This is a genomic window from Streptomyces sp. HNM0575 (genome assembly GCF_012726265.1).
Classification (GTDB): domain Bacteria; phylum Actinomycetota; class Actinomycetes; order Streptomycetales; family Streptomycetaceae; genus Streptomyces.
The window spans coordinates 289,507-308,569 of record NZ_JAASAG010000005.1 but is presented as its reverse complement, the minus strand read 5'-3'; the positions used below and the strand labels follow the sequence as shown (position 1 = coordinate 308,569).

The window sequence follows — 19,063 nt, the reverse complement described above, 5'->3', positions numbered from 1 at the left end:
CTCACACGAAGGCGTTCCGAAATCGCGCTCACAGGAGCCGGATCACGCACCGGGAGCCGGATCACGCACCGGGAGCCGGATCACGCGCCGGGTGCCGGTTCCGTACGCGAGGGCGGGCGGCGCGAGCCGAGAAACCAGGCTCCCCGCGAACGCGCCGGACCGTCGTGCCGGCTCGGAACCAGTTCGAGCATGTCGCGTCGGCGGATGTCCGGCCGGGGCGCCAACGGCTCTGCTGCGCGCGGCCTGTTGAGGTGCTCGATGACCCAGTCGGAGGCGCAGGAGTCGAAGACGAGCCCGCCCGAGCGCACCATCTTCACCGCCAGCACGAGGTCCTGCCAGCGGGCGCCGTTCAGCAGATAGCCGCGGGCCCCCGCGCGCATCGCGGACATCAGAGCCTCACGGTCGTCGTGCGGGCTGATGATGAGCACGGCCGTGTCCGGGCAGGAACCGGTGATCGGATCGATCACCTCGGCGATGCGCTGGTCCGGCAGCACGATGTCCATCACCACGACCTGAGGACGGAGCGTGTGCGCCATCGCCACCGCCTCCGGGCCCGTCCCCGACTCGCCGACGACATGGAACGACTCCACGCCGTCCAGCAGGATCCGTAACCCGGAGCGGTAGATCGGGTGATCGCCCGCGATCAACACCGTCGTACGCGTGGCACGAGCCGGCTCCAGCGTCGCTGTTCTGATCACATTTCCCCCGCGAATCAGTGGTCGACAGTTGATCGGCTGTCCGTCGCCGCGAGCGCACGGCGCCGCGGCGGCCGGACCGGCCGTCCCCTTGCGGCGCCACGGCTCCCCTCACACGCGGGCCTTGCCGCGCAGGCCCGACAGGATCGCCGCGAGGACCATGATCCCCATCATGGTGTAGAAGGCTCCGCTCAGCCCGTCGGCGAACACCACCGCGAGGCGACCGTGCAGGCTGCTGGTGCCGACGAAGATGGCGAACGCCAGGTCGCGCGGGATCGAATGCGAGGCCACGAGCATGGCCGTCGTGAACGAGAACACCATGCCGATGCTGGAGAACGTGCGCAGCACACCGGAGGCGATCCCCAGCCGGTCCGGCGGCGCCGCCCTCATCACGGCGGTGCTGTTCGCCGGAAAGAAGAAGCTGCCGCCGATCATGATCACGAGGTTGCCGACCGCGGCCAGCCACAGGCTGCTCACCGCCGTCATCTGGGCGAAGATCGCCATCGCGGCCACCGAGATGCCGAGACCCACGGTCGCGGGGACGACGGACCCGAACCGGTCGGTGAGCCGCCCGGCGTACGGCCCCACCACGGCGCCGATCACATAGCCGGGCACGAGCAGCAACGACGCGTTGATCGGGCTCATTCCGCGCGTGCCCTGGAGATACATGATGACGAGGAAGAGCACGGCGAAACTGCCGACGCCCTGAAGCAGCGCGGCCATCAGCGACGGCGCCATCGTGGGGATGCGGAAGAGGGACAGGTCCAACGTCGGCTCGCTGTGCCGCAGTTCGATGAGGACGAACGCCGCCAGCAGCACGATCCCGCCCACGAGGAAGGCGATCAGGGTCCCGTCGAGGGGCCCGGACGCCAGTCCCGTCATCGCCCACAGGATCCCGAAGAGCCCGAGCCCCAGGGTGATCATGCCGCCGAAGTCCAGGGTCCTGCGGCGGCGTTCGCTGTGGTCGCGCAGCACCGCCCCCGCCAGAACCAGCGCTACGAGGCAGATCGGCACGTTGATCCAGAAGATCCACTGCCACGACACGTAGGTCACCATGACCCCGCCGAGCAGGACGCCGAGCACCGAACCGATGGAGAAGCCGAAGGCGTTGTACCCGTAGGCACGGCCTCGCTCCTCCGGCGGATACAGCTCGGAGATGATCGCGCCGCTGTTGGCCGCGATCAGGGCCGCGCCGAGCCCCTGGAGCAGGCGGAAACCGATGATGGTCGAGGCGTCCCAGGCCAGCGCGCACAGCACCGAACCGAGCGTGAACACCCAGAAGCCGGCCTTGTACATGCGCACCCGGCCGAACATGTCGCCGAACCGGCCCAGTTGCGTGGAAAGCACCGTGACCACGAGGAGATAGCCCACGACGACCCATGTCACCGCGGCCAGAGAGATGTTGAGGTCCTCTTCGATCTCCGGCAGGGCGAGCACCACGATCGTGCCGTCGACCGCCGAGATGAGCACGCCGACCATCACGACGAGCATGCCGAGACCGCGCCGCGGCGTCTCGGGCGGCGCCGGAACGTCCGCCCTCTCCGTCGCGGATTCTTCGCTGACCATCGGTGCCCCCGCATCCCTTTCGACTCGGAAATCTTCTGTCATGCGAGGATGCTAGCATGCTCGCATGACAGATACAGGGGCGTTTGCCGGCCATTCGTCCGGGAGTTGTCGCACCGCCCGTGGAAATCCGCCGCCGGCAGCGGAAACGGCTTCCGGGCGGAGTGTGTGAGAGGGACTGCCGAAGCTTCCCCCTTTCCGGGCGGGCGCGAAAGGGGAACGCCCCCGATGCCACTCGGCATCGGGGGCGTCGGGGCGAGGCGCTTCCGCGTCGCACAGCCGGGGGAGCCACCGGATTTCACGGTGGCCGGCGACGGGTCCCGCCTCGGCTCGGGGGTTCAGCTCTTGAGCGGCGCCTCGATGCTCCATTCCCGCCCGTCGGGGTCGCGCACCACCATTCGCTGAGTGCCGTAGTGAGTCTCCTCGAACGGCGAGACCACCTCGACGACGGGATCGGGCTTGAAGGTGGCGGCGTCCGCGACGTGCAGCACGACCTGCACCTGGGGCTTGCGCTCCTCGGGAATCTCACCGACGACGAAGTACGGGCCGTCTTCCTGCTTCAGCATCCCCGAGCCGTGCTCGGTGGAGAATTCGACCTTGAAGCCCAGCGACTCCAAGAACTTGGCCATCTTCCCCCAGCTGTGGGTCTCGATGTAAACGCCTTCGACACCCTCGGTCGTCATACCTGGTTCCTTTCACGAGGTCACCACGTCTCAATTCTCCCGCTGGTGCTCTGCGAGGTAGGCACGCAGCGCTTCAGCAACCAGCGCCGACAGCGACAATTCGCAGTCGATGGCAAAGTGCTTCACCTGCCTGATCAGCTCTCCCGGCAGGTAGACGTTGAATTGCCTGACATCCTCAGCACCCATGCGAGCATGCTAGCATGCTCGCATGGGGTTGCCAACTGTCGCACGTGACCGGGCACATCACAGGGTCCGGTCCCAGGCTGCCGGCAGCCACCACCCGTCACCGGCGGCCCGCGGTGAAGTAATGCGAGGCCCGGTTCATTTCCGTCCGTACGCGATGCGGAAGGCAACAGTCCGCCAGGCTCCGCGAGTTACTCGGCCGGCCGCACGGCGTTATGCTCGACGAATGCGATTCGGCTTAATGGCAAGTAATCCACTGGAATGGCTGCTCATCAAGTCCAATTTGATCGCGCGGCCCGTGCTCGACACTCAGGTCGGGGGCACCTACGTCCAAGTCATCATGGCGGCGGTCAAGGTCGGCCTTTTCGACGCGGTGGCCGCCGGCCCTGCCACCGCCGAAAAGATAGCGGCCGACTGCGGCACCCACCCGGCCAGCACCGCGAAACTCCTGCCGTCGCTGGTGGCGTCGGGATATCTGCGAGCCAGCGGTGATCAGTACGAGCTGACCAAGCTGTCCCGTAAATGGCTGGTCACCACGAGCCCGCACGCGGTCAACGACAAGCTGCTCCTCCAGTTCTACGAACTCGGGCTCATGCAGCGAGCCGACGAGTACCTGCGCAGCGGCAAGCCGCTCGACTTCCACACCGGCATGACCGACGACGTATGGGACTCCTACCAGCGCGGCATGAAGGCGCTGACCCACGGACAGACCGGCATGGTGGCCAAGGCAGTTCCCGTTCCCGAGGGAGCCACCGATCTGCTCGACATCGGCGGCTCGCACGGGGCCTATTCGGTCGCGTTGTGCCGCCGTCACCCGAGCCTGCGCGCCGTCGTGCTCGACCTTCCCGACGCCGTACGGCACGCCGCGCCGCTGCTGGCCGAGGACGGGATGGGCGACCGCGTACGTCATCAGGCGGGCAACGCGCTGACCGACGACTTCGGCGAGGAGTGCTACGACGCGGTGATCATCATCGGGGTGGCGCACCACTTCAGCGACGCGCAGAACCGTGAGCTGACCGCCAAGGTGGCGCGGGCCCTGCGTCCCGGCGGCGTGTACACCATCGCCGAGTTCCCCGCCTCGAAGGGCCAGGGAAAGGCGCAGCAGTTGGCCGCGCTGAGGGACTTCTACTTCGCGCTGGCCAGCGAGTCGGGAACGTGGTCGCCGTCCCGGATGGCCGCCTGGCAACGCGCGGCGGGGCTCAAGCCGGCCAAGCCGGTGCGGCTGGCCGCCAGCGGAGGACTCAACCTCCAGTCGGGCATCAAGTCCCGGTGATATTCCCGGTCTTCGGCCCGGTCCCCGATGTTCGGGGACCGGGCCGGAGACATCTCGCGCTCGGTCGGCGGGACCGCGGAGGGCCCTCACGCCCTGATCGGCACCCTCACGCTCACACCGTGACCGGCACGCTGACAGGCCCGCGCGTGATCATCAGCGGGTGCCAGGCGATGTCGTCGGCCAGCGCCAGCCTGTCGAAGCGGCGCACCAGGCGGCAGACGGCGATCCGGATCTCCAGCCGCGCCAGCGCGGCACCGAGGCAGTGGTGCGGTCCGCCGCCGAAGGAGACGTGCTTCCTCGCCTCCGGCCGGTCCAGGCGCAGTTCGTCCGCGGACGGGCCGAAGACCGCCTCGTCGCGATTGGCCGAGGCCAGGCCGGCCAGCACCGTGGCACCCGCGGGGATCACCTTGCCGCCGGCCTCGTGAGGCGACAGCGTGATCCGCCGTGAGTACTGCACGGAAGTGTCGTACCGCAGCAGCTCGTCCGCCGCGTTCGCGTCCAAGTCCTCCCGGGTACGCAGCAGTTCGAGCTGCGCGGGGTGGCGGAGCAGGGCCACGACGCCGTTGGCGAGCAGGTTCATGGTGGTCGCGTAGCCCGCCAGATACAGCAGCACGACCTGGGCGATCAGCTCCTCGTCGCTGAGCACGTCGCCGCCGTCCTCGGCCTGGATCAACTGGGTCAGCAGGTCGGGGTTCTCCCGGGCGGGCGCCTTGCGCTTGGCCTCGATGACGCCGGCGATCCGTTCGACGAGTTCGGTCTCGGCCGTCTCGATCGCCTTGATGAGCTCCGGTCCGGGGTCGGCCACCGGCTCCAGCGAGTGCGCCAGAACGGCGGCCCGCTCACGCAGCCACTCGTAGTCGGCTTCCATGCCGAGCATCTCGCAGATCACCAACAGCGGGAGCGGATAGGCGAGTTCGGCGACCAGGTCGGCCTGCCCCTGCTCGGCCACCGTCTGCTCGACACGGTCCAGGGCCTTGTCGACGAGGTCGGTGATCAGCGGGGCGAGTCCGTTGACGGCACGCTCGGTGAACACCTTGGTGAGCAGCCTGCGGAGCCGGGTGTGGTCCGGCGGGTCCTGGTCCATCATGGACAGCGCGTGAATCCGGCTCTTGGTGACGTTGTCGTCCTCCACCGAGTGCTTGGCGCGCAGCAGGCCGACCACGTCGGCGTGCCTGGAGACGATCCAGAACCCCTTCGGATGCTCGTGCACCGGGTCGGTCCCGCGCAGTCTCGCGTAGTGCGGATACGGGTCGTCGGAAAACCCGGGCGCGAAGGGATCGAATACGTACGGCGCCTCGGTCGTTCCCGTGCTCTTCGTCGGCAACTTCTTTTCCCGGTCGACCATTGGAATTCTTCCTGTCCTGTCCGGAGGCGGCACATCGCGGGCACCGTCGGGCGATTCTCACGTGCTCAGTGCCGTTATAGATTGCGCAGTTGACGCCTGACAAGGCTGAGCAGGGCGGCCCGCGTCCTGCTGTCCGAGTGGGGAATTTCTCCACTCGGACACGCGCGAGCCGGCCCGTCAGCGTAAGCGCCGAAGCGCCGCCCCGTCCTGTGTGCTCTCCGGTCGCTTGACGCTTATATCCCGGGTTCTTAAAACTCGGATCCGGGGCCGAACCACCCGTACCGATCCAGCGAACACCGCCGAAAGCAAGGGGAATTCACGTGCCCGAGAAAACAGTGGTGCCGGACGAGACAGCGGTGCGGGTCGCCCTCTGGCGGGCCATGCACATGCGGGTCGACGAGCCTCCGCATGTGATCGAGGACGAGATCGGGCTGCGGCTGGCGGACCCGGGCGAGGACTGGAACCTGCGTCCGGACATGGCGGGAGACGGAATGAGCGGCTTCCGGGCGGGCGTCGTCGCACGGGCGCGGCTCATCGAGGATCTGGTCGCCGAGCAGTGCGGCCAGGGCGTGTCCCAGTACGTGATCCTCGGTGCGGGTCTGGACACCTTCGCCCAGCGCCGGCCCGAATTCGCCGGGCGGCTGCGGGTGTTCGAGATCGACCAGCCCGGCACGCAGGAGTGGAAGCGGCGGCGGCTGGCCGAGCTCGGCCACGGAGTCCCGGAGTGGCTGCGGTTGGTGCCCGTCGACTTCGAGGCCGGCGAATCCTGGTGGGACAGCCTGGTCGAGAACGGCTTCGACCCGGCGAGGCCCGCGGTGCTGGCCTGTGCGGGCGTGACCATGTACCTCACCAAGGAGGCCGTGACGGACACGTTGAGGCAGGCCGCGCGAGCCGCCTCCGGCTCGACCCTGGCCATGACGTTCATCCTGACCACCGCCTTCGACGAGCCGGAGGACCCCGCCGCGCACGAGGCGGCGGGCCGGCCGAAGCCGGGGCCCCGCATCCGGTTCCGCAGCTGCTTCACGCCCGAGGAAATGCTGGACCTCGCCAGGGAGGCCGGGTTCCGCGACGTCCGGTACGTCTCCACCGAGGAGGTCACCGAGCGCTACTTCACCGGGCGCACCGACGGCTTCCGTCCGGCGGCCGGGGAGCCCTTCCTCATCGCGGGCACCTGACGGGAGCGCGGGCACCTGACGCGAGAAGGACTCGACGGACCGGGGCCGGGACCGGGCGGACGCTCCTGCGGAGGCATTTCACCTCCGCAGGAGCGTCCGCGTCGTATGTCCGTCCGAGCATCGTGGCAGCCCGCGCCTCGGCGACCCCCGTCACGTGGTGACGACCAGCAACTCCTCGGCGTTGGACGGGCGGAGGCCGTCGGCCCGTCCGGCGAAGTAGCGCTCGGTGAGGTCGGCCGCGGGCACGTGCTCCGACGTACGGAAGCCGGCGTCACGGGCCAGCGCCACTATCTCCTCGGGGGCGAAGAAGCTCGTGAACGGCGTGCCGGACGCACGCGCGGCCTTCTCCACGCGTGCGCGGAGTTCGCGGGGACCCGGCTCGATCATCTCCAGCGGGAGCTGGAAGGTGGTGACCAGGGTCGAGCCGGGGGCGAGCGCGGTGCCCTGCCGCAGCATGCCCACGATGGCCTCCTTGCTGAGGTACGTGCTGACGCCGAGCGACGCCACGACGGCCGGCCGGTCCGGATCGAAGCCCCCCGCCACCAGCTCGTCCCACCAGGACCCGCCCGATTCGAAGTCGAACGGCACGAAGTGCAGCCACGGGGGAATGCCGAAGCCCAGTTCCACCAGGCGCCGCCGCTTCCACAACTGCGGTCCGGGAGGGTCGACTTCGAAGATGCTCAACGCCGGAGCGAGATCCGTCCGGCGCTGGGCGAAGGTGTCCAGGCCGGCGCCGAGCACGACGTACTGCCGCACCCCGCGGCGGACCTCCTCGACGACAAGGTCCTCGGCGAATCTGCATCGCGTGATGACCGCGGCGCGGGCGAACGGATTGTCGTCCGGCTCCATGTCGGGACGCCGGCGCCACTCCTCGCCCGGACCGGCCAGACGGAGACCGGTCTCGTCGTCGAGAACCGGCGGCGAGTCGTCGTGCTGGACGTGCAGGGCACGCCACAGGGCGGTGCGTACGGCGGTGCTGCTGGGCTCTGCACAGATCTGGTCAGGCACAGCGGTGTCCTCTCCGATCGGTTCGCACATGGCAGGGGATTTCAACGGCGCCCGGTGTTTCGGTCAGAGGTCGGCCGCCAGCTTTCCGCCGCGACCCCAGTGGTCCGTCTCCACATCGGTGATGATCACTGTGACGGCGGCCTCGGGGCACTTCGCTATCCGCGCCACAGTCCCCGTCACCTCTTCGACGAGCTGGCGGCGTTCGGCCTCGCCGACGCCCTTCCACCAGTTCACCTGCACAAGTGGCATCGCAGGTCATCCCTCCTGTCCGGTCTCGCTCTGTCCGACTGCTCTGTCGTCTCGCCGTGTCCGGTCTGTGTGTCCGGTCTCGCTGAGTCCGTCTCGCTCTGTCCGTACGTGCGATCTCGTCCTAGATCTCCGCCTGTTGCTGCCGCTGTTCGACGGCGACCGCGAACTTCTGCCAGAAACGGCCGTACTCCCTGGCCAACTGCGCTATACCGGCCGCGCGGTGAATCGGCACGTTCTCGCTGAGCCGCGCCAGGTCGTCCGAATCGGGCGCGTACGCGGTGAGCAGCCGCAGCAGAACGCGCCCCGACTCGGAGAACCGCAGCGAAGGGTCGCTGCGCAGGCTGCGAACCAGTGCGGACCGGTCGGGAACGCCCGCCTCCGGCTGCGTCCGTACGCACGTGCTCGCCGGCTTGGGAGCTTCGCTCTCCTCCCGGCCGGGGGCCGCGGCGCCGGCGGGTTCGGACACCAGCGGGATCTCGGCACGGCGCGAGTCGTCACGCACGTTCCGCACCGTGTCCGGGCTGACCCCGGCCTCACGGGCGATCTCCCGCAGCGAGGCGCCCTGCCGGTCCACGAGCAGTCCGCTCACCCTGGCGCGGACGGCGGCGCCGTCGACGGGCCGCAATCTGCCGTCCCTGCCCCGGCGATGGGTAACCGGCTCGGAGTCCTTCGTCAGCCGTCTTCGAATCGTCCCGACCGTCTTGTGCGAGAGTCCGGCCACCGCGGCGATCGCGCGGTCCGACCATTCCGGATAGGAGCCGATGATGCGCTCCGCCGCCGCCGTCCGTTCGGCCCGCGACAGGGGCAGTCCGTGCCGCACGTTCTTCTCGACCGCGAGCACGAACGCCTCGTCGTTGTCGCAGTCGCAGAAGTCCACTTCGATCGCCTGCTGCCCGCGGAGTCTCGCGGCCATGAGCCGATGCGCACCGTCGACGACGCGCATGGTGCGCCGGTTGACGAGGATCGGCGGCAGCGCCGCATCCGAATTCGCCAGCAGCCGGGCGTGCTCGTCGTCGACGCCGGACAGGCGGGGCGAGTCGGGCTGCACGACGTCGGTGAGCGGCAGCCTCCTCAGGACCGCCGGGACCGTGGTCCCTCCCACGTCGTTCTCTTCGGCAACGCCGACAACGGACTGATCATTCACAGTGCGACCTTCCTGCTCGAAGCGATCGTCGCTGGTGATGCGGCAGGTCGTAGCGCGGACCTCTCCGCTCGATGGGTGGTTCTGCGCATGCTTGATTCGCTCTACCCCCAGATCAGTTCGCCCGGTGCGGCTCCGGCGGGACGACGGTCGGACTCACCCCGTGCCGTGACCCCGGACCCAGGTGGCGTCCGGCGACGGGCTCGCCTGATCGTCGCGGACGTTCCCGCACGTTGCCAGGCGCACTGTCCTACCGCCATGGGTCAGATATCCCGAGGCTTTCCCACTCCGGGTGGGACTCGTGGCCCTCCCGTAGTTCCCATGCGGCTGGGGGCAGATGACTCACGACAGGACGGCACGGGCGCTGTTCGATGACCACGGTGCTTACGGGGACAGGAGGTAGTGGAATGAGCCGCGTCGACGGCCGTTCCAACGCGGGAGTGCCGCCGGACGACCTGGCCCGGCCGGAGAACTCCCTCCTTCACGGACTCCACGGCGACGCCTTCTTCGACCACCGGCGGACACTTCGAGGCGCCAGGCGACCCTGATCGCCGCGGCTCCCGCCCGGCTGCTCGCGGGGGGCGGTGGATCATGCGAACGCCCGCTGAGCCGGCGTCAGTTCCCGCGGGCGGGACCGGCGCCGGCGTCGGTCACGGTCTTCCCGGACGGCCGGGAGCCCTTCTGCACCGGCCAGTTCCGGCACACACGTAAGGAATTCGGGGATCGACCGCCCTGGCTGCGGTCGAAGGGGAGGAAAGTCGCGATGTGCCGTATATACGGCTATTTCAATGCACACGCCTCGCCGCACGAGATGCGGGTCGCCGGCGCGCTCCAGCGCCACGGGGGGCCGGACCGCACGGGCGTGTCCCGGGGCGAGGCCTGGGGGCTCGGCAGCAACCGGCTCGCGATCGTCGACCTCGACGGCGGGCGGCAGCCCTGCGAGAGCGCGGACGGCCGGATCAAGGCCGTCTTCAACGGTGAGATCTACAACCACGACGCCCTGCGCACCCGTCTGAAGGCGCGCGGTCACACGTTCCCCGACCGCTGCGACAGCGCGATCATCCCGGCCCTGTACGAGGAGTACGGCGAGGGCTTCACCGACCTGCTCGACGGCATGTACGCCATCGCCCTGGTCGATCTGCGCGAGCAGCCCAGGCTTCTCCTCGTCACCGACGAGGCGGGGATGAAGCCCCTCTACTACCGCTGGGACCCGGTCGAGCGGTCGCTGCACTTCTCGTCCGAGATCCCCGCCCTGCTCCAGTTCGAGGGCGCGGGAAGCACGGTGTGGGAGCCAGGGCTCGACGCGTACCTCGCGACCAAGACCCCGTTCGGCGAGCAGACCATGTTCGCCGGGATCAAGGTCCTGCCGGCGGCCGCCACCATGCGCTGCACGCTGGGCGGTGCGCCTGAGCTGACCGTCCGTCCGCCGGCTCCCGGCCCCGGCGTCGACGACCCCGACAAGGCCGCCGACGTCGTACGCGAGCGGCTGCGCACGGAGGTCGGCCGGCTCCTCCTGCTCGCCGACGTGCCCGTCGCCGTCATCACGTCCGGCGGACTCGATTCGAGCCTGGTGACGGCGCTCGCCGCGGAGCACGGCCACGTGCATTCGTTCAACATCGCTTATCAGGGCGACTGGCCCTTCGACGAACGTCACTTCGCACGCGCGGCCGCCGGTCGTGCGGGCGCCGACCACCACCAGGTCGAGCTGAGTCCGGACCGGCTGCCGTCCCTGATCGAGGACGTCGTCTGGCACCTGGGCCAGCCGAACGCCGACCCGATCACGGTGAGCACGTACGCCCTGTTCGGCGCGGTGCGCGAGGCCGGCTTCAAGGTCGCGCTGACCGGGGACGCCGCGGACGAGGTGTTCGGCGGCTACGCGCGGATGCACGCCGCGCACACGGCAGCGTCCTCCGGCTCCGACTGGTATGCGCCGTACCTCGACGCGCTGGCGGTCCTGCCCGCCGGACAGCGGCGACTCCTCTACACCGACGACTACCGGGCGTTCACGGCGGACGTCGGCGCGATACCCGCGAACGCGCTCGACCGGCTGCGGGACGGCTCCGGAACGGTGCTCGAGCGCATCACCGACTTCGAGCTCACCCAGCGGCTGCCCTCCTACCACCTGCGGAGGGTCGACCACCTCAGCATGGCGTCGTCGGTCGAGGCGCGGCTGCCGTTCTGCCAGGACAGCGTCGCCTCCGTGGGCCGGTCGCTGCCCGATCCGCTCAGGATCGGCGGCGGCAGGGTCAAGCGGACGTTGTACGGGGCGGCCGCCGGGCTGGTGCCCGACGAGGTGCACCGTCGTATGAAGCAGCCGTTCACGCTGCCCGTCACGGCGATGCTGGCACCCGGTACCCCGCTGTGGGACTTCGCGCGCGACGCGCTCGACACGGACCGGCTGCGTGCGGCGGGCCAGCTCGAACCGGCCGCCGTCGAGGCGCTGTTCGCGACGCAGGCCGCACGTCCCGACGACACCGCGGCGCTGACGATCTGGGCGCTGACGATCCACGAGGTGTGGCGGGAACAGTTCCGAGGGTCGCTGCGGACCCGGACCCCCGACCGTGTTGCCGCGTCCGCATGATCGGGCATCTCGCGTACGCGACGGGAAGCCCCTGCCCCACGCTCGTCCTGGACCGCGCGGGGCTGCCGCAGGGCGGGCCCGCTCTCAGGGCGGCGCTCGCCGAGGCCCGGCGAGCGCTGACGGCGGAAGGCATGGGGCACGTACTGAAGATCGCGCTGGTGCAGCCTTCGCTGCACCCGATGTTCGATCTGGACTACGAGTTCGTGCAGGCCATGCCGGACGCGCTGGACTCCTTCGACCACCACGGCTCCTGCGGGCATTCGATCCTCTCCACGGCCCTGGTGGCAGAGCGGACCGGCATGCTGCCGCCGCTGTCGGTGGGCTCCAGGGTGCGCGTGCAGGTCCTCAACAACGGCGACAGCGTGGTGTGCGAGGCCGGCGCGATCGACGGCGACGTCACCCAGTTCACGGTCCACTTCGTGCGCGGCAGGCCGGTCCCCGTGACGGATCTGCTGATCACGGACCGGCCGCGGACGGCGGTGACGGTGGACGGCAGGCAGCACGAGGTGTCCCTGGTGTCGTCGGGCAATGCGTACGCGTTCATCGACGCACGCGCGGTCGGCATCGAGGACACGGACGCGCTGTTCGCCGACGACCCGGACCTGTTCGACCGGCTCGGCCGGATCCGCGCCGCGGTGACGGACCTGCTCAAGTGGCCCCGCGGCGGGGCCTTCCCGAAGATCGCGGCCCTGCTGCCGTCGGCGGGCGGCATCGCCGCGCGTGCGATCTCGGTGCCCTCGTGGCATCCGACGATCGCGCTGACCGGCGCGGTCTGCCTCGGTTCCGCCATCCGCATCCCGCACACGGTGCCGTGGCGGATCGCGCGCGAACTGGGCGAGCCGGAAGGGCTGCTGGACATCGTCACGCCGGGCGGCGTCAGCGCCGTCACCGCGGACGTCCGGGACATCGACGGTGTGCCCGCGCTGAGTTGGGCCTCCGTCGACCGCAAGCGAGTGACGTTCCAGGGGACTTGCCCGCTGGAGCCGTCCGCATCATCTGCTTCCTAAGGAGTTGCGTCGAATTGCCTGGCACAGTCAGCGATGTCCGCACGCCGGCCGACATCGATCCCGAACTCGCGGAGCGGTTGCGGAAGTCGGCCGTCAGCACCGCCGTCACGGGCGAACCGGACCTGGAGACCCTGGCCGCCCTGCGGAAGTCGGGCCTGCTCGCGACCGCCGTACCCCGTGCGTACGGAGGGCACGGCGGCGATGCCTCCGACATCAACCGCATCTGCGAGCGGCTCGCACATCTCAACCCCTCCCTCGCGATCATGGTCTTCCAGCACTTCGCCGTGAGCGCGCGCATCGCCGAGTGGGGCTCGGCGGAGCAGAAGGACACGCTCCTTCCCGCACTCGCGGACGGCACCGCGCTGGCCGCCTCCGCGTGGAGCGAGCAGGGCGCCGGCGCGGCGAAGCGCAACCTCAGCAGCACCGCCGTACGCAAGGACGACGGGACGTGGGTGCTCGACGGGGCGAAGTCCTTCACCACGACCGCGTCCGTCGCCGACCTCTATCTCGTACTCGTACGCACCGGGGACCTCGCCGAGGACAAGGACGGCGGATACGGCGCTGCCGGGCAGACGTTCTTCCTCGTCCGTGCCGAGAATCCGGGGCTCGCCCCCGACTTGAGCCTGGACCTCGTCGGCATGCGGGGTTCGGCGACGGGGTTCGTGTCGTTGCGCGGGTGCGTCGTCACCGACGCCGACCGGCTCGGACCCGAGGGCCGTGCGAGGCAGATCATCGCGGGGGTACGGGAGTCGGGGGCGAGCCTCGGCGCGATAGCCGTCGGCGTCGCGCAGGCCGCCCTGGAGGAGCTGACCGGACACCTGGAGCGCAGGGGCCAGTTGGCCTCGCCGCTCGCGAGGACGCGGCTCGTCGACATGGCGACCAGGGTCGAGTCTGCGCGGGCGATCGTCGGCCGGGCCGGGGCGCGCGCCTCGGCCGATCCCGGGACGACCACGCTGCACAGCAAGCTGCACGCGTCGACCGTGGCCGAGGAGGTCTGCCTGGAGGCGGTCAGGATGCTCGGCTCGTCCGGGTACACGACCGCGTCGGCGCTGAACCGGCTGCTCGCCGATGCCCGGGCCGTGGCCCTGATGGGGCCGGCCAACGATCTGTGCCGAGAGCTGGTGGCGTCGACATGGCCGAAGTGACCGCATCCGGACCGGCCGCCGCACCCGAACCGGCCGCACCCGAACTGGCCGTGACCGCGGGGAAGTTGGTGACCCCCTCGGGTGTGCGCGCGGGGACCCTGCTGATCGGGGACGGGCGGATCCTCTCCGTCGAGGACGAAGGCGCCGCGCCGCCGCCGGGAGTTCCGGTCGTCGACGCGGGCGACCGCTACGTCCTTCCGGGCCTGATCGACTCCCACGTCCACTTCCGTACGCCGGGCCTCACCCACAAGGAGGACTGGGAGCACGGCAGCAGGGCGGCGGTCACGGGCGGTGTGACAACGGTGATGGACATGCCCAACACCGTTCCGCCGCCGCTGACCGAGGACGGCCTTCGCGAGAAGAACGAGATCGTCCGCGGCCACTCGCTGGTGGACTACCGCTTCCACATCGGAGCGGACCCCGAGCATCCCGAGACGCTCTCGCACATCGACCCTGCCGTCGCCACCAGCGCGAAGATCTTCATGGCGGGACATCACACGGCGCCGACCGTCTTCCGCAATCCGGACGAGCTGGAGAAGTCGTTCATCGCCGCGGCCGAGGGCCGGGTGCAGCTGGTGCTGCACGCCGAGGACGGCGCGCTCTTCTCCCTGCTCGACGACTGGTGGGGAGCCCCGGACAGCTATCTGGACTACGAGGCGCGCCGCCCGCGCAGCGGGGGCATCGCGGCTGTAGCCAAGGTCCTCGAACTGGTACGCCGCCACGGCACCAGAGCGCACATCCTGCACCTCTCCAGCGGGGAGGAGGCGGACCTGGTGTGCGCTGCCCGCTCCGCGGGACTGCCCGTGACCTTCGAACTGACGGGCCACCACCTGTCGTTCACCGACACCGACACCCGCCGGCTCGGCGCGCGGACGCGTCTTTCGCCGTCGATCCGGCAGCAGCGCGACCAGGACCGCCTCTGGCAGGCGCTGTTCGCCGGGGACGTCGCCACGATCGGCAGCGACCACGCCCCGCACACCGTGGAGGAGAAGACGCGGACGGTGCAGGAGTCGCCGCCGGGTCTGCCCGGTGTGCAGGAGCTCGCGGTGGCGGTGTGGACGGGCATGCGCAGAAGGCGTCCCGACGAGGACCCGGATGTCGCGATGGCACGTCTGGTCCGTCATCTGGCCGCGGGGCCCGCCGAGTTGTTCGGGCTGAGGGGCAAGGGGCGCATCGAGCCCGGCGCCGACTCGGACCTGGTCTTCTTCGCCCCGCACGACACATGGATGCTGTCGGCGCGTGACGTGCGCGCCAAGTGCGGCTGGTCGGCGTACGAGGGGTGGACGATGACGGGCCGCGTCACGCGGACGATGCGGCGCGGACACGTCGTCTGGGACGCGGAGACCGGCGCCTTCGGCTCGTACGACGGCCGGTGGATCCGGTGACCGCCCGGCTCACGGCCGTGGTGGCCGGCGGCGGCATCGGCGGTCTCGCCGCGGCGGCCGCGCTCGGGCATGCGGGGATCGCGGTGACCGTCGTCGAGCGTGCCGCGCGGATCGCCGACGTCGGCTCCGGCCTGATGCTGTATCAGAACGGTGTCGCCGCGGCGGACGCCATCGATGCCCGGCTCGGCGAACGGATCCGCGCGGCGGGCCACGTGGTGGGACCCGACGACGTACGGCTGCTGATGGACTCCGCCGGCACCGTCCTCGCGAGGGAGGCGGTCGGCGAGGTGGGGGTGCGCCTCGGACTGCCCCAAGTACCCGTTCTGCGGGCGACACTTCAGAACGTCCTCTTCCAGGAGGCCGTCGACGCGGGGGCGGAGGTCCGCCTCGGCACGGCGCTCCGGGGGTACGCGCAGGACGGCGGCCGCCCGTCGGCTCACCTGTCGGACGGCAGCATCCTCGAAAGCGATGTGCTGGTGGCGGCGGACGGCCTCAACTCCGTGGTCCGCGCGGCCATGCTGGGAGACGGGCCGCCCCGGTACCTGGGCTACACGTCGGTGCGCGGCCGGGTCGTCGGATCCCCGCTGCATCCGCAGGCCTTCGTGATCAACGGGCAGGGCGTGCAGATCTTCGTGGCCCCCGCCGACGGCGACACCCTGTACTGGACGGCGAAGATCACCGCACCGCCCGGCGAGTGGCCCGCCATGGGACAGGAAGGCGCCCTCGCGGCGCTGCTGGAACGCATCGCCGGCTGGCACGAGCCCGTCGCAGACATGATCCGCTCCGCGTCTCCCGCGGACCTCGCGGTCACGGACATCCACGACCGGGACCCCGTGCCGTGCTGGGTGGACGGGCGGGTGGCGCTGCTCGGCGACGCCGCGCACCCGATGGCACCCGCGATGGGGCAGGGCGCGAACACGGCACTTGAGGACGCGTACGTGCTGGCCCGGTCGCTCCGCTCGTACGACGACCCCGGCGAGGCGCTCATCGCCTACCAGACGCAGCGCGTCGAGCGCACCGCGGCGATCGTGCTGCACTCGCGCCGGCAAGGCGCGGTCGACCAGGGCGCCAGCCGCACGGAGGCGGCGTCCCGCGACGACGCCATGAGGTCCAGCGGCCGCAAGGACGCCGCGACTCTCGAAGTCGTCGACTGGAGGCCGGACAAGGACGTTCCCTGCTCGAAGCCGGTTGCCAGCTCCGGCACATGACATCGACGGAGGTTCTCGCAACCGTGAACGCATCCAACATCGTGCTGGTCAGCGGCTCCCTCAGGGCGAAATCGACGACGGAGCGCGTGACGACCTGGTGCGCGAGCCGGTGCGCGGAGGAGGGGGCGGCCACCCGGGTCTTCACCGGCGCCGAGTTGCAGTTCCCTTTCTACCGGCCCGGTCTGTCCGAAGGCCCGGGCGCGGCAGGGGAGTTCGTACGCGCACTGGAGCGCGCCGACGGACTCGTGCTCGTCTCGCCCACGTATCACGGCACGATCTCCGGGCTGCTGAAGAACGCCCTGGACTACGCGAACGACCTCGTCACGCCGCGGATGTTCCTCGAAGGAGTCCCGGTCGGCTGCGTCGCGGTCGGTGCGGGAGCGCAGGGCACGGCGTCCACGCTGGCGACGATGCGCACGGTCGGCCACGCCCTGCGTGCCTGGCCGACGCCGCTGGGGGTGACCACCCGCGCCTGGGAGGACGACCCGGGCGGCCTGACGGGAGCCGCGTCGGACGAGCAGATCCACGCCCGCACGCAGATGACCGTGATGCTCTCCCAGGTCCTCGGCATGGCGGCGCGGAACGCGGCTGCCACACGCCCAACTCCCTTGCAGCCGGCGGCAGTCGACTGGAACGGAAGCCGCAGTGACGGGCTTCGCAGGGACTGCTTGCGCAACTCCAACTAGGCCATTAATCTAAAGATCCATAGATTTGAAGGTGAGTGCGTGAATGAGCGCGTGAGACAGCCACGGACGAGGCTCCCGAAGCCCACCGGCAAGGGCTTCAGGGAGCTGGGCGAGGACCTGCGCACCGTCGTCGACCGGGACCCCTCGGTCCGTACGCGCGCGGAGGCCCTGCTCCACCCCGCCCTGCCGGCCCTGTGGACCCACCGCGTCGCCCACCGGCTCCACCGGCGCGGGCTGCGGGCGTCCGCGCGGGCCCTGTCGGTCGCCGCCCGTGCGGTCACCGGCGTCGAGATCCATCCGGGCGCGGAGCTCGGGCGCAGGGTCTTCATCGACCACGGCGCCGCGGTCGTCATCGGCGAGACCGCGCGCATCGGGGACGACGTGACCATCTACCACCAGGTGACGCTCGGCGCGGTCGGCTGGTGGCACGACAACGCACGGGCCGAGGGCGAGCGGCGCCACCCCGTCGTCGGGGACCACGTGATGCTCGGCGCCAACGCGACGGTCCTCGGCCCGGTGACCATCGGCGCCGGAGCCGTCGTCGGGGCGCAGGCCCTCGTCGTGCGGAACGTGCCGGCCAAGGCCCGAGTCCTCGCCCCCGCCGCGGTCGAATCACCGCGCCGGCAGACCCCGCAGCACGCCGTCGAGCTGATGCGCCACACCGCCTCGGCAGGTTGCTGGTGATCCAGCGCCCGGCACCCACACGTCGGAGGAAGACGCCCATGCCCGAATCGCTCTCGCCCGTACTCCCCGCCGCCCGGCCTCGCATCGCGGACGGCATCGAGGACCTGATAGGCAACACGCCGCTGCTCAGACTGCCCGCCGCCGGGGCCGCGGACGGCACTCAAATCCTCGCGAAGCTGGAGTCGGCCAACCCGCTGGCCAGCATCAAGGACCGTGCCGCGCTGTGGATGCTGAACGCCGCGGCGGAGACGGGCCTGCTACGGCCCGGCGGCACCGTCATCGAGGCGACGTCGGGCAACACCGGCATCGCGCTCGCCGCCCTCTCGGCCGCCCGCGGCTACCGCTGCGTGATCGTGCTCCCGGACAACTCGACCGAGGAACGCAGGGCCCTGCTGCGCGCGTTGGGCGCCGAGGTGGTGCTCACGCCGCACGAGCTGCGCTTCCAGGGGGCCATCGACCGGGCCGAGGAACTGCACCGGGCCACCCCGGACTCCTGGTTCCCCCGCCAGCACGAGAACGCCCACAACGTCCGCGCACACCGCGAGACCACCGGCCCGGAGATCTGGGCCGACACCGAGGGCTGCGTCGACATCCTGGTGTGCGGGATCGGCACCGGCGGGACGCTCTCCGGCGCGGCCGGCTTCCTCAAGGAGCGCAATCCGCACCTCAAGGCCGTCGCCGTGGAGCCGGAGAGCTCGCCGGTCATCTCCAAGGGATACGCCGGCACACACGCCATCCCCGGGCTGACCGGCGGTTTCATCGCCGACACCACCGACCTCGCCCTGATCGACGACGTGCTGACCGTCTCCGACGAGGACGCCATGGAAACGGCCCGGTGGCTCGCCCGCAGCCTGGGCGTGCTCGCCGGAGTCTCCTCCGGTGCCGCGGTGCACGCCGCCCGGCGCGTGGCCCGGCTCCCCGAGCACGCGGGTCAGACCGTCGTCACGATCCTGCCGGACACGGGCGAGCGCTATCTCAGCGTCTGGCCCTCCTCGGACCCGTCCGCGGACCGGCCATGACGGCCGGCCTCCCCGCCCGCAGCACCGACCCCA

At 70.5% G+C, this 19,063-nt stretch carries 19 protein-coding genes; 11 read left to right on the top strand and 8 right to left on the bottom strand.

Translation table 11 applies throughout. The features are described from left to right. Window positions 1–80: 80 nt before the first annotated feature. The 4 genes from HCC61_RS14920 to HCC61_RS14905 all read right to left on the bottom strand — a co-directional run bounded on the left by HCC61_RS14920 (window position 81) and on the right by HCC61_RS14905 (window position 3,127). Entirely contained in the window at window positions 81–698 is a 618-nt protein-coding gene (locus HCC61_RS14920; protein ID WP_346777204.1) for a response regulator transcription factor, read from the bottom strand. Window positions 699–806: 108 nt separating this feature from the next. After that, complete coding sequence (locus HCC61_RS14915; RefSeq protein WP_240968987.1) at window positions 807–2,303, bottom strand: MFS transporter; 1,497 nt, start codon at window positions 2,301–2,303, stop codon at window positions 807–809. Between the two features lie 293 nt (window positions 2,304–2,596). Next, window positions 2,597–2,941, bottom strand: coding sequence for a VOC family protein (locus HCC61_RS14910; RefSeq protein WP_169135917.1), 345 nt, complete (start codon window positions 2,939–2,941; stop codon window positions 2,597–2,599). Between the two features lie 30 nt (window positions 2,942–2,971). Next, a complete protein-coding gene (locus HCC61_RS14905) occupies window positions 2,972–3,127 on the bottom strand; it encodes a CopG family transcriptional regulator (protein ID WP_169135916.1) in 156 nt (51 codons plus the stop codon). 238 nt (window positions 3,128–3,365) lie between these two features. Here HCC61_RS14905 and HCC61_RS14900 point away from each other — a divergent pair, with 238 nt between their 5' ends. Further along, window positions 3,366–4,397 (top strand): class I SAM-dependent methyltransferase, encoded by a 1,032-nt coding sequence (locus HCC61_RS14900; RefSeq protein WP_169135915.1) that lies wholly within the window; start codon window positions 3,366–3,368, stop codon window positions 4,395–4,397. A 112-nt stretch (window positions 4,398–4,509) separates the two neighbouring features. Here HCC61_RS14900 and HCC61_RS14895 read toward each other — a convergent pair whose 3' ends face one another. After that, window positions 4,510–5,742 carry a cytochrome P450 gene (locus tag HCC61_RS14895; RefSeq protein WP_169135914.1) on the bottom strand — a complete coding sequence of 411 codons (1,233 nt, stop codon included), beginning with the start codon at window positions 5,740–5,742 and terminating at the stop codon, window positions 4,510–4,512. Between the two features lie 320 nt (window positions 5,743–6,062). Between HCC61_RS14895 and HCC61_RS14890 the strand changes: the two genes are divergently transcribed. Beyond that, on the top strand, window positions 6,063–6,917 hold the full coding sequence (locus tag HCC61_RS14890; protein ID WP_169135913.1) for a class I SAM-dependent methyltransferase: 855 nt from the start codon (window positions 6,063–6,065) through the stop codon (window positions 6,915–6,917). A gap of 150 nt (window positions 6,918–7,067) precedes the next feature. On the opposite strand, the gene HCC61_RS14885 is transcribed toward HCC61_RS14890, so the two are convergent. From HCC61_RS14885 to HCC61_RS14875, 3 genes are all read right to left on the bottom strand, one after another. Then, window positions 7,068–7,955, bottom strand: coding sequence for a class I SAM-dependent methyltransferase (locus HCC61_RS14885; RefSeq protein WP_169135912.1), 888 nt, complete (start codon window positions 7,953–7,955; stop codon window positions 7,068–7,070). Between the two features lie 33 nt (window positions 7,956–7,988). Further along, window positions 7,989–8,174, bottom strand: a complete 186-nt coding sequence (locus tag HCC61_RS14880) for a 2-hydroxymuconate tautomerase family protein (protein WP_169135911.1) — start codon at window positions 8,172–8,174, stop codon at window positions 7,989–7,991. Between the two features lie 121 nt (window positions 8,175–8,295). Beyond that, a complete protein-coding gene (locus HCC61_RS14875) occupies window positions 8,296–9,276 on the bottom strand; it encodes a ParB N-terminal domain-containing protein (protein ID WP_346777203.1) in 981 nt (326 codons plus the stop codon). Between the two features lie 446 nt (window positions 9,277–9,722). Here HCC61_RS14875 and HCC61_RS14870 point away from each other — a divergent pair, with 446 nt between their 5' ends. The 9 genes from HCC61_RS14870 (at window position 9,723) to cysK (ending at window position 19,030) form a co-directional block, all read left to right on the top strand. Beyond that, the gene (locus HCC61_RS14870; RefSeq protein WP_169135909.1) at window positions 9,723–9,863 is read left to right on the top strand and encodes a hypothetical protein; all 141 of its coding nucleotides are present in this window, start codon (window positions 9,723–9,725) and stop codon (window positions 9,861–9,863) included. Between the two features lie 215 nt (window positions 9,864–10,078). Beyond that, window positions 10,079–11,896, top strand: a complete 1,818-nt coding sequence (gene asnB, locus HCC61_RS14865) for an asparagine synthase (glutamine-hydrolyzing) (RefSeq protein WP_169135908.1) — start codon at window positions 10,079–10,081, stop codon at window positions 11,894–11,896. Beyond that, entirely contained in the window at window positions 11,893–12,903 is a 1,011-nt protein-coding gene (locus HCC61_RS14860; protein ID WP_169135907.1) for a PrpF domain-containing protein, read from the top strand. Before asnB ends, HCC61_RS14860 begins: the two co-directional genes overlap by 4 nt. Window positions 12,904–12,917: 14 nt before the next feature. After that, on the top strand, window positions 12,918–14,048 hold the full coding sequence (locus HCC61_RS14855) for an acyl-CoA dehydrogenase family protein (protein ID WP_206322501.1): 1,131 nt from the start codon (window positions 12,918–12,920) through the stop codon (window positions 14,046–14,048). Continuing rightward, entirely contained in the window at window positions 14,036–15,433 is a 1,398-nt protein-coding gene (locus HCC61_RS14850; RefSeq protein WP_169135906.1) for a dihydroorotase family protein, read from the top strand. Before HCC61_RS14855 ends, HCC61_RS14850 begins: the two co-directional genes overlap by 13 nt. Then, window positions 15,430–16,641, top strand: a complete 1,212-nt coding sequence (locus HCC61_RS14845) for an FAD-dependent monooxygenase (protein ID WP_169135905.1) — start codon at window positions 15,430–15,432, stop codon at window positions 16,639–16,641. The genes HCC61_RS14850 and HCC61_RS14845 overlap by 4 nt, the downstream gene beginning before the upstream one ends. A gap of 23 nt (window positions 16,642–16,664) precedes the next feature. Next, window positions 16,665–17,327 carry an NAD(P)H-dependent oxidoreductase gene (locus tag HCC61_RS14840; protein ID WP_206322500.1) on the top strand — a complete coding sequence of 221 codons (663 nt, stop codon included), beginning with the start codon at window positions 16,665–16,667 and terminating at the stop codon, window positions 17,325–17,327. A 105-nt stretch (window positions 17,328–17,432) separates the two neighbouring features. After that, window positions 17,433–18,011, top strand: a complete 579-nt coding sequence (gene epsC / locus HCC61_RS14835; protein WP_206322542.1) for a serine O-acetyltransferase EpsC — start codon at window positions 17,433–17,435, stop codon at window positions 18,009–18,011. 38 nt (window positions 18,012–18,049) lie between these two features. Further along, window positions 18,050–19,030 carry a cysteine synthase A gene (gene cysK / locus HCC61_RS14830; protein WP_169135903.1) on the top strand — a complete coding sequence of 327 codons (981 nt, stop codon included), beginning with the start codon at window positions 18,050–18,052 and terminating at the stop codon, window positions 19,028–19,030. Window positions 19,031–19,063: the final 33 nt, after the last annotated feature.

Coding starts and splice junctions, on each gene's coding strand:
- HCC61_RS14850 (WP_169135906.1), top strand. CDS start 14,036: ATGGCCGAAGTGACCGCATCCGGACCGGCCGCCGCACCCGAACCGGCC.
- asnB (WP_169135908.1), top strand. CDS start 10,079: ATGTGCCGTATATACGGCTATTTCAATGCACACGCCTCGCCGCACGAG.
- HCC61_RS14915 (WP_240968987.1), bottom strand. CDS start 2,303: ATGACAGAAGATTTCCGAGTCGAAAGGGATGCGGGGGCACCGATGGTC.
- HCC61_RS14870 (WP_169135909.1), top strand. CDS start 9,723: ATGAGCCGCGTCGACGGCCGTTCCAACGCGGGAGTGCCGCCGGACGAC.
- HCC61_RS14880 (WP_169135911.1), bottom strand. CDS start 8,174: ATGCCACTTGTGCAGGTGAACTGGTGGAAGGGCGTCGGCGAGGCCGAA.
- HCC61_RS14910 (WP_169135917.1), bottom strand. CDS start 2,941: ATGACGACCGAGGGTGTCGAAGGCGTTTACATCGAGACCCACAGCTGG.
- HCC61_RS14885 (WP_169135912.1), bottom strand. CDS start 7,955: ATGTGCGAACCGATCGGAGAGGACACCGCTGTGCCTGACCAGATCTGT.
- cysK (WP_169135903.1), top strand. CDS start 18,050: ATGCCCGAATCGCTCTCGCCCGTACTCCCCGCCGCCCGGCCTCGCATC.
- HCC61_RS14900 (WP_169135915.1), top strand. CDS start 3,366: ATGGCAAGTAATCCACTGGAATGGCTGCTCATCAAGTCCAATTTGATC.
- HCC61_RS14905 (WP_169135916.1), bottom strand. CDS start 3,127: ATGGGTGCTGAGGATGTCAGGCAATTCAACGTCTACCTGCCGGGAGAG.
- HCC61_RS14895 (WP_169135914.1), bottom strand. CDS start 5,742: ATGGTCGACCGGGAAAAGAAGTTGCCGACGAAGAGCACGGGAACGACC.
- HCC61_RS14860 (WP_169135907.1), top strand. CDS start 11,893: ATGATCGGGCATCTCGCGTACGCGACGGGAAGCCCCTGCCCCACGCTC.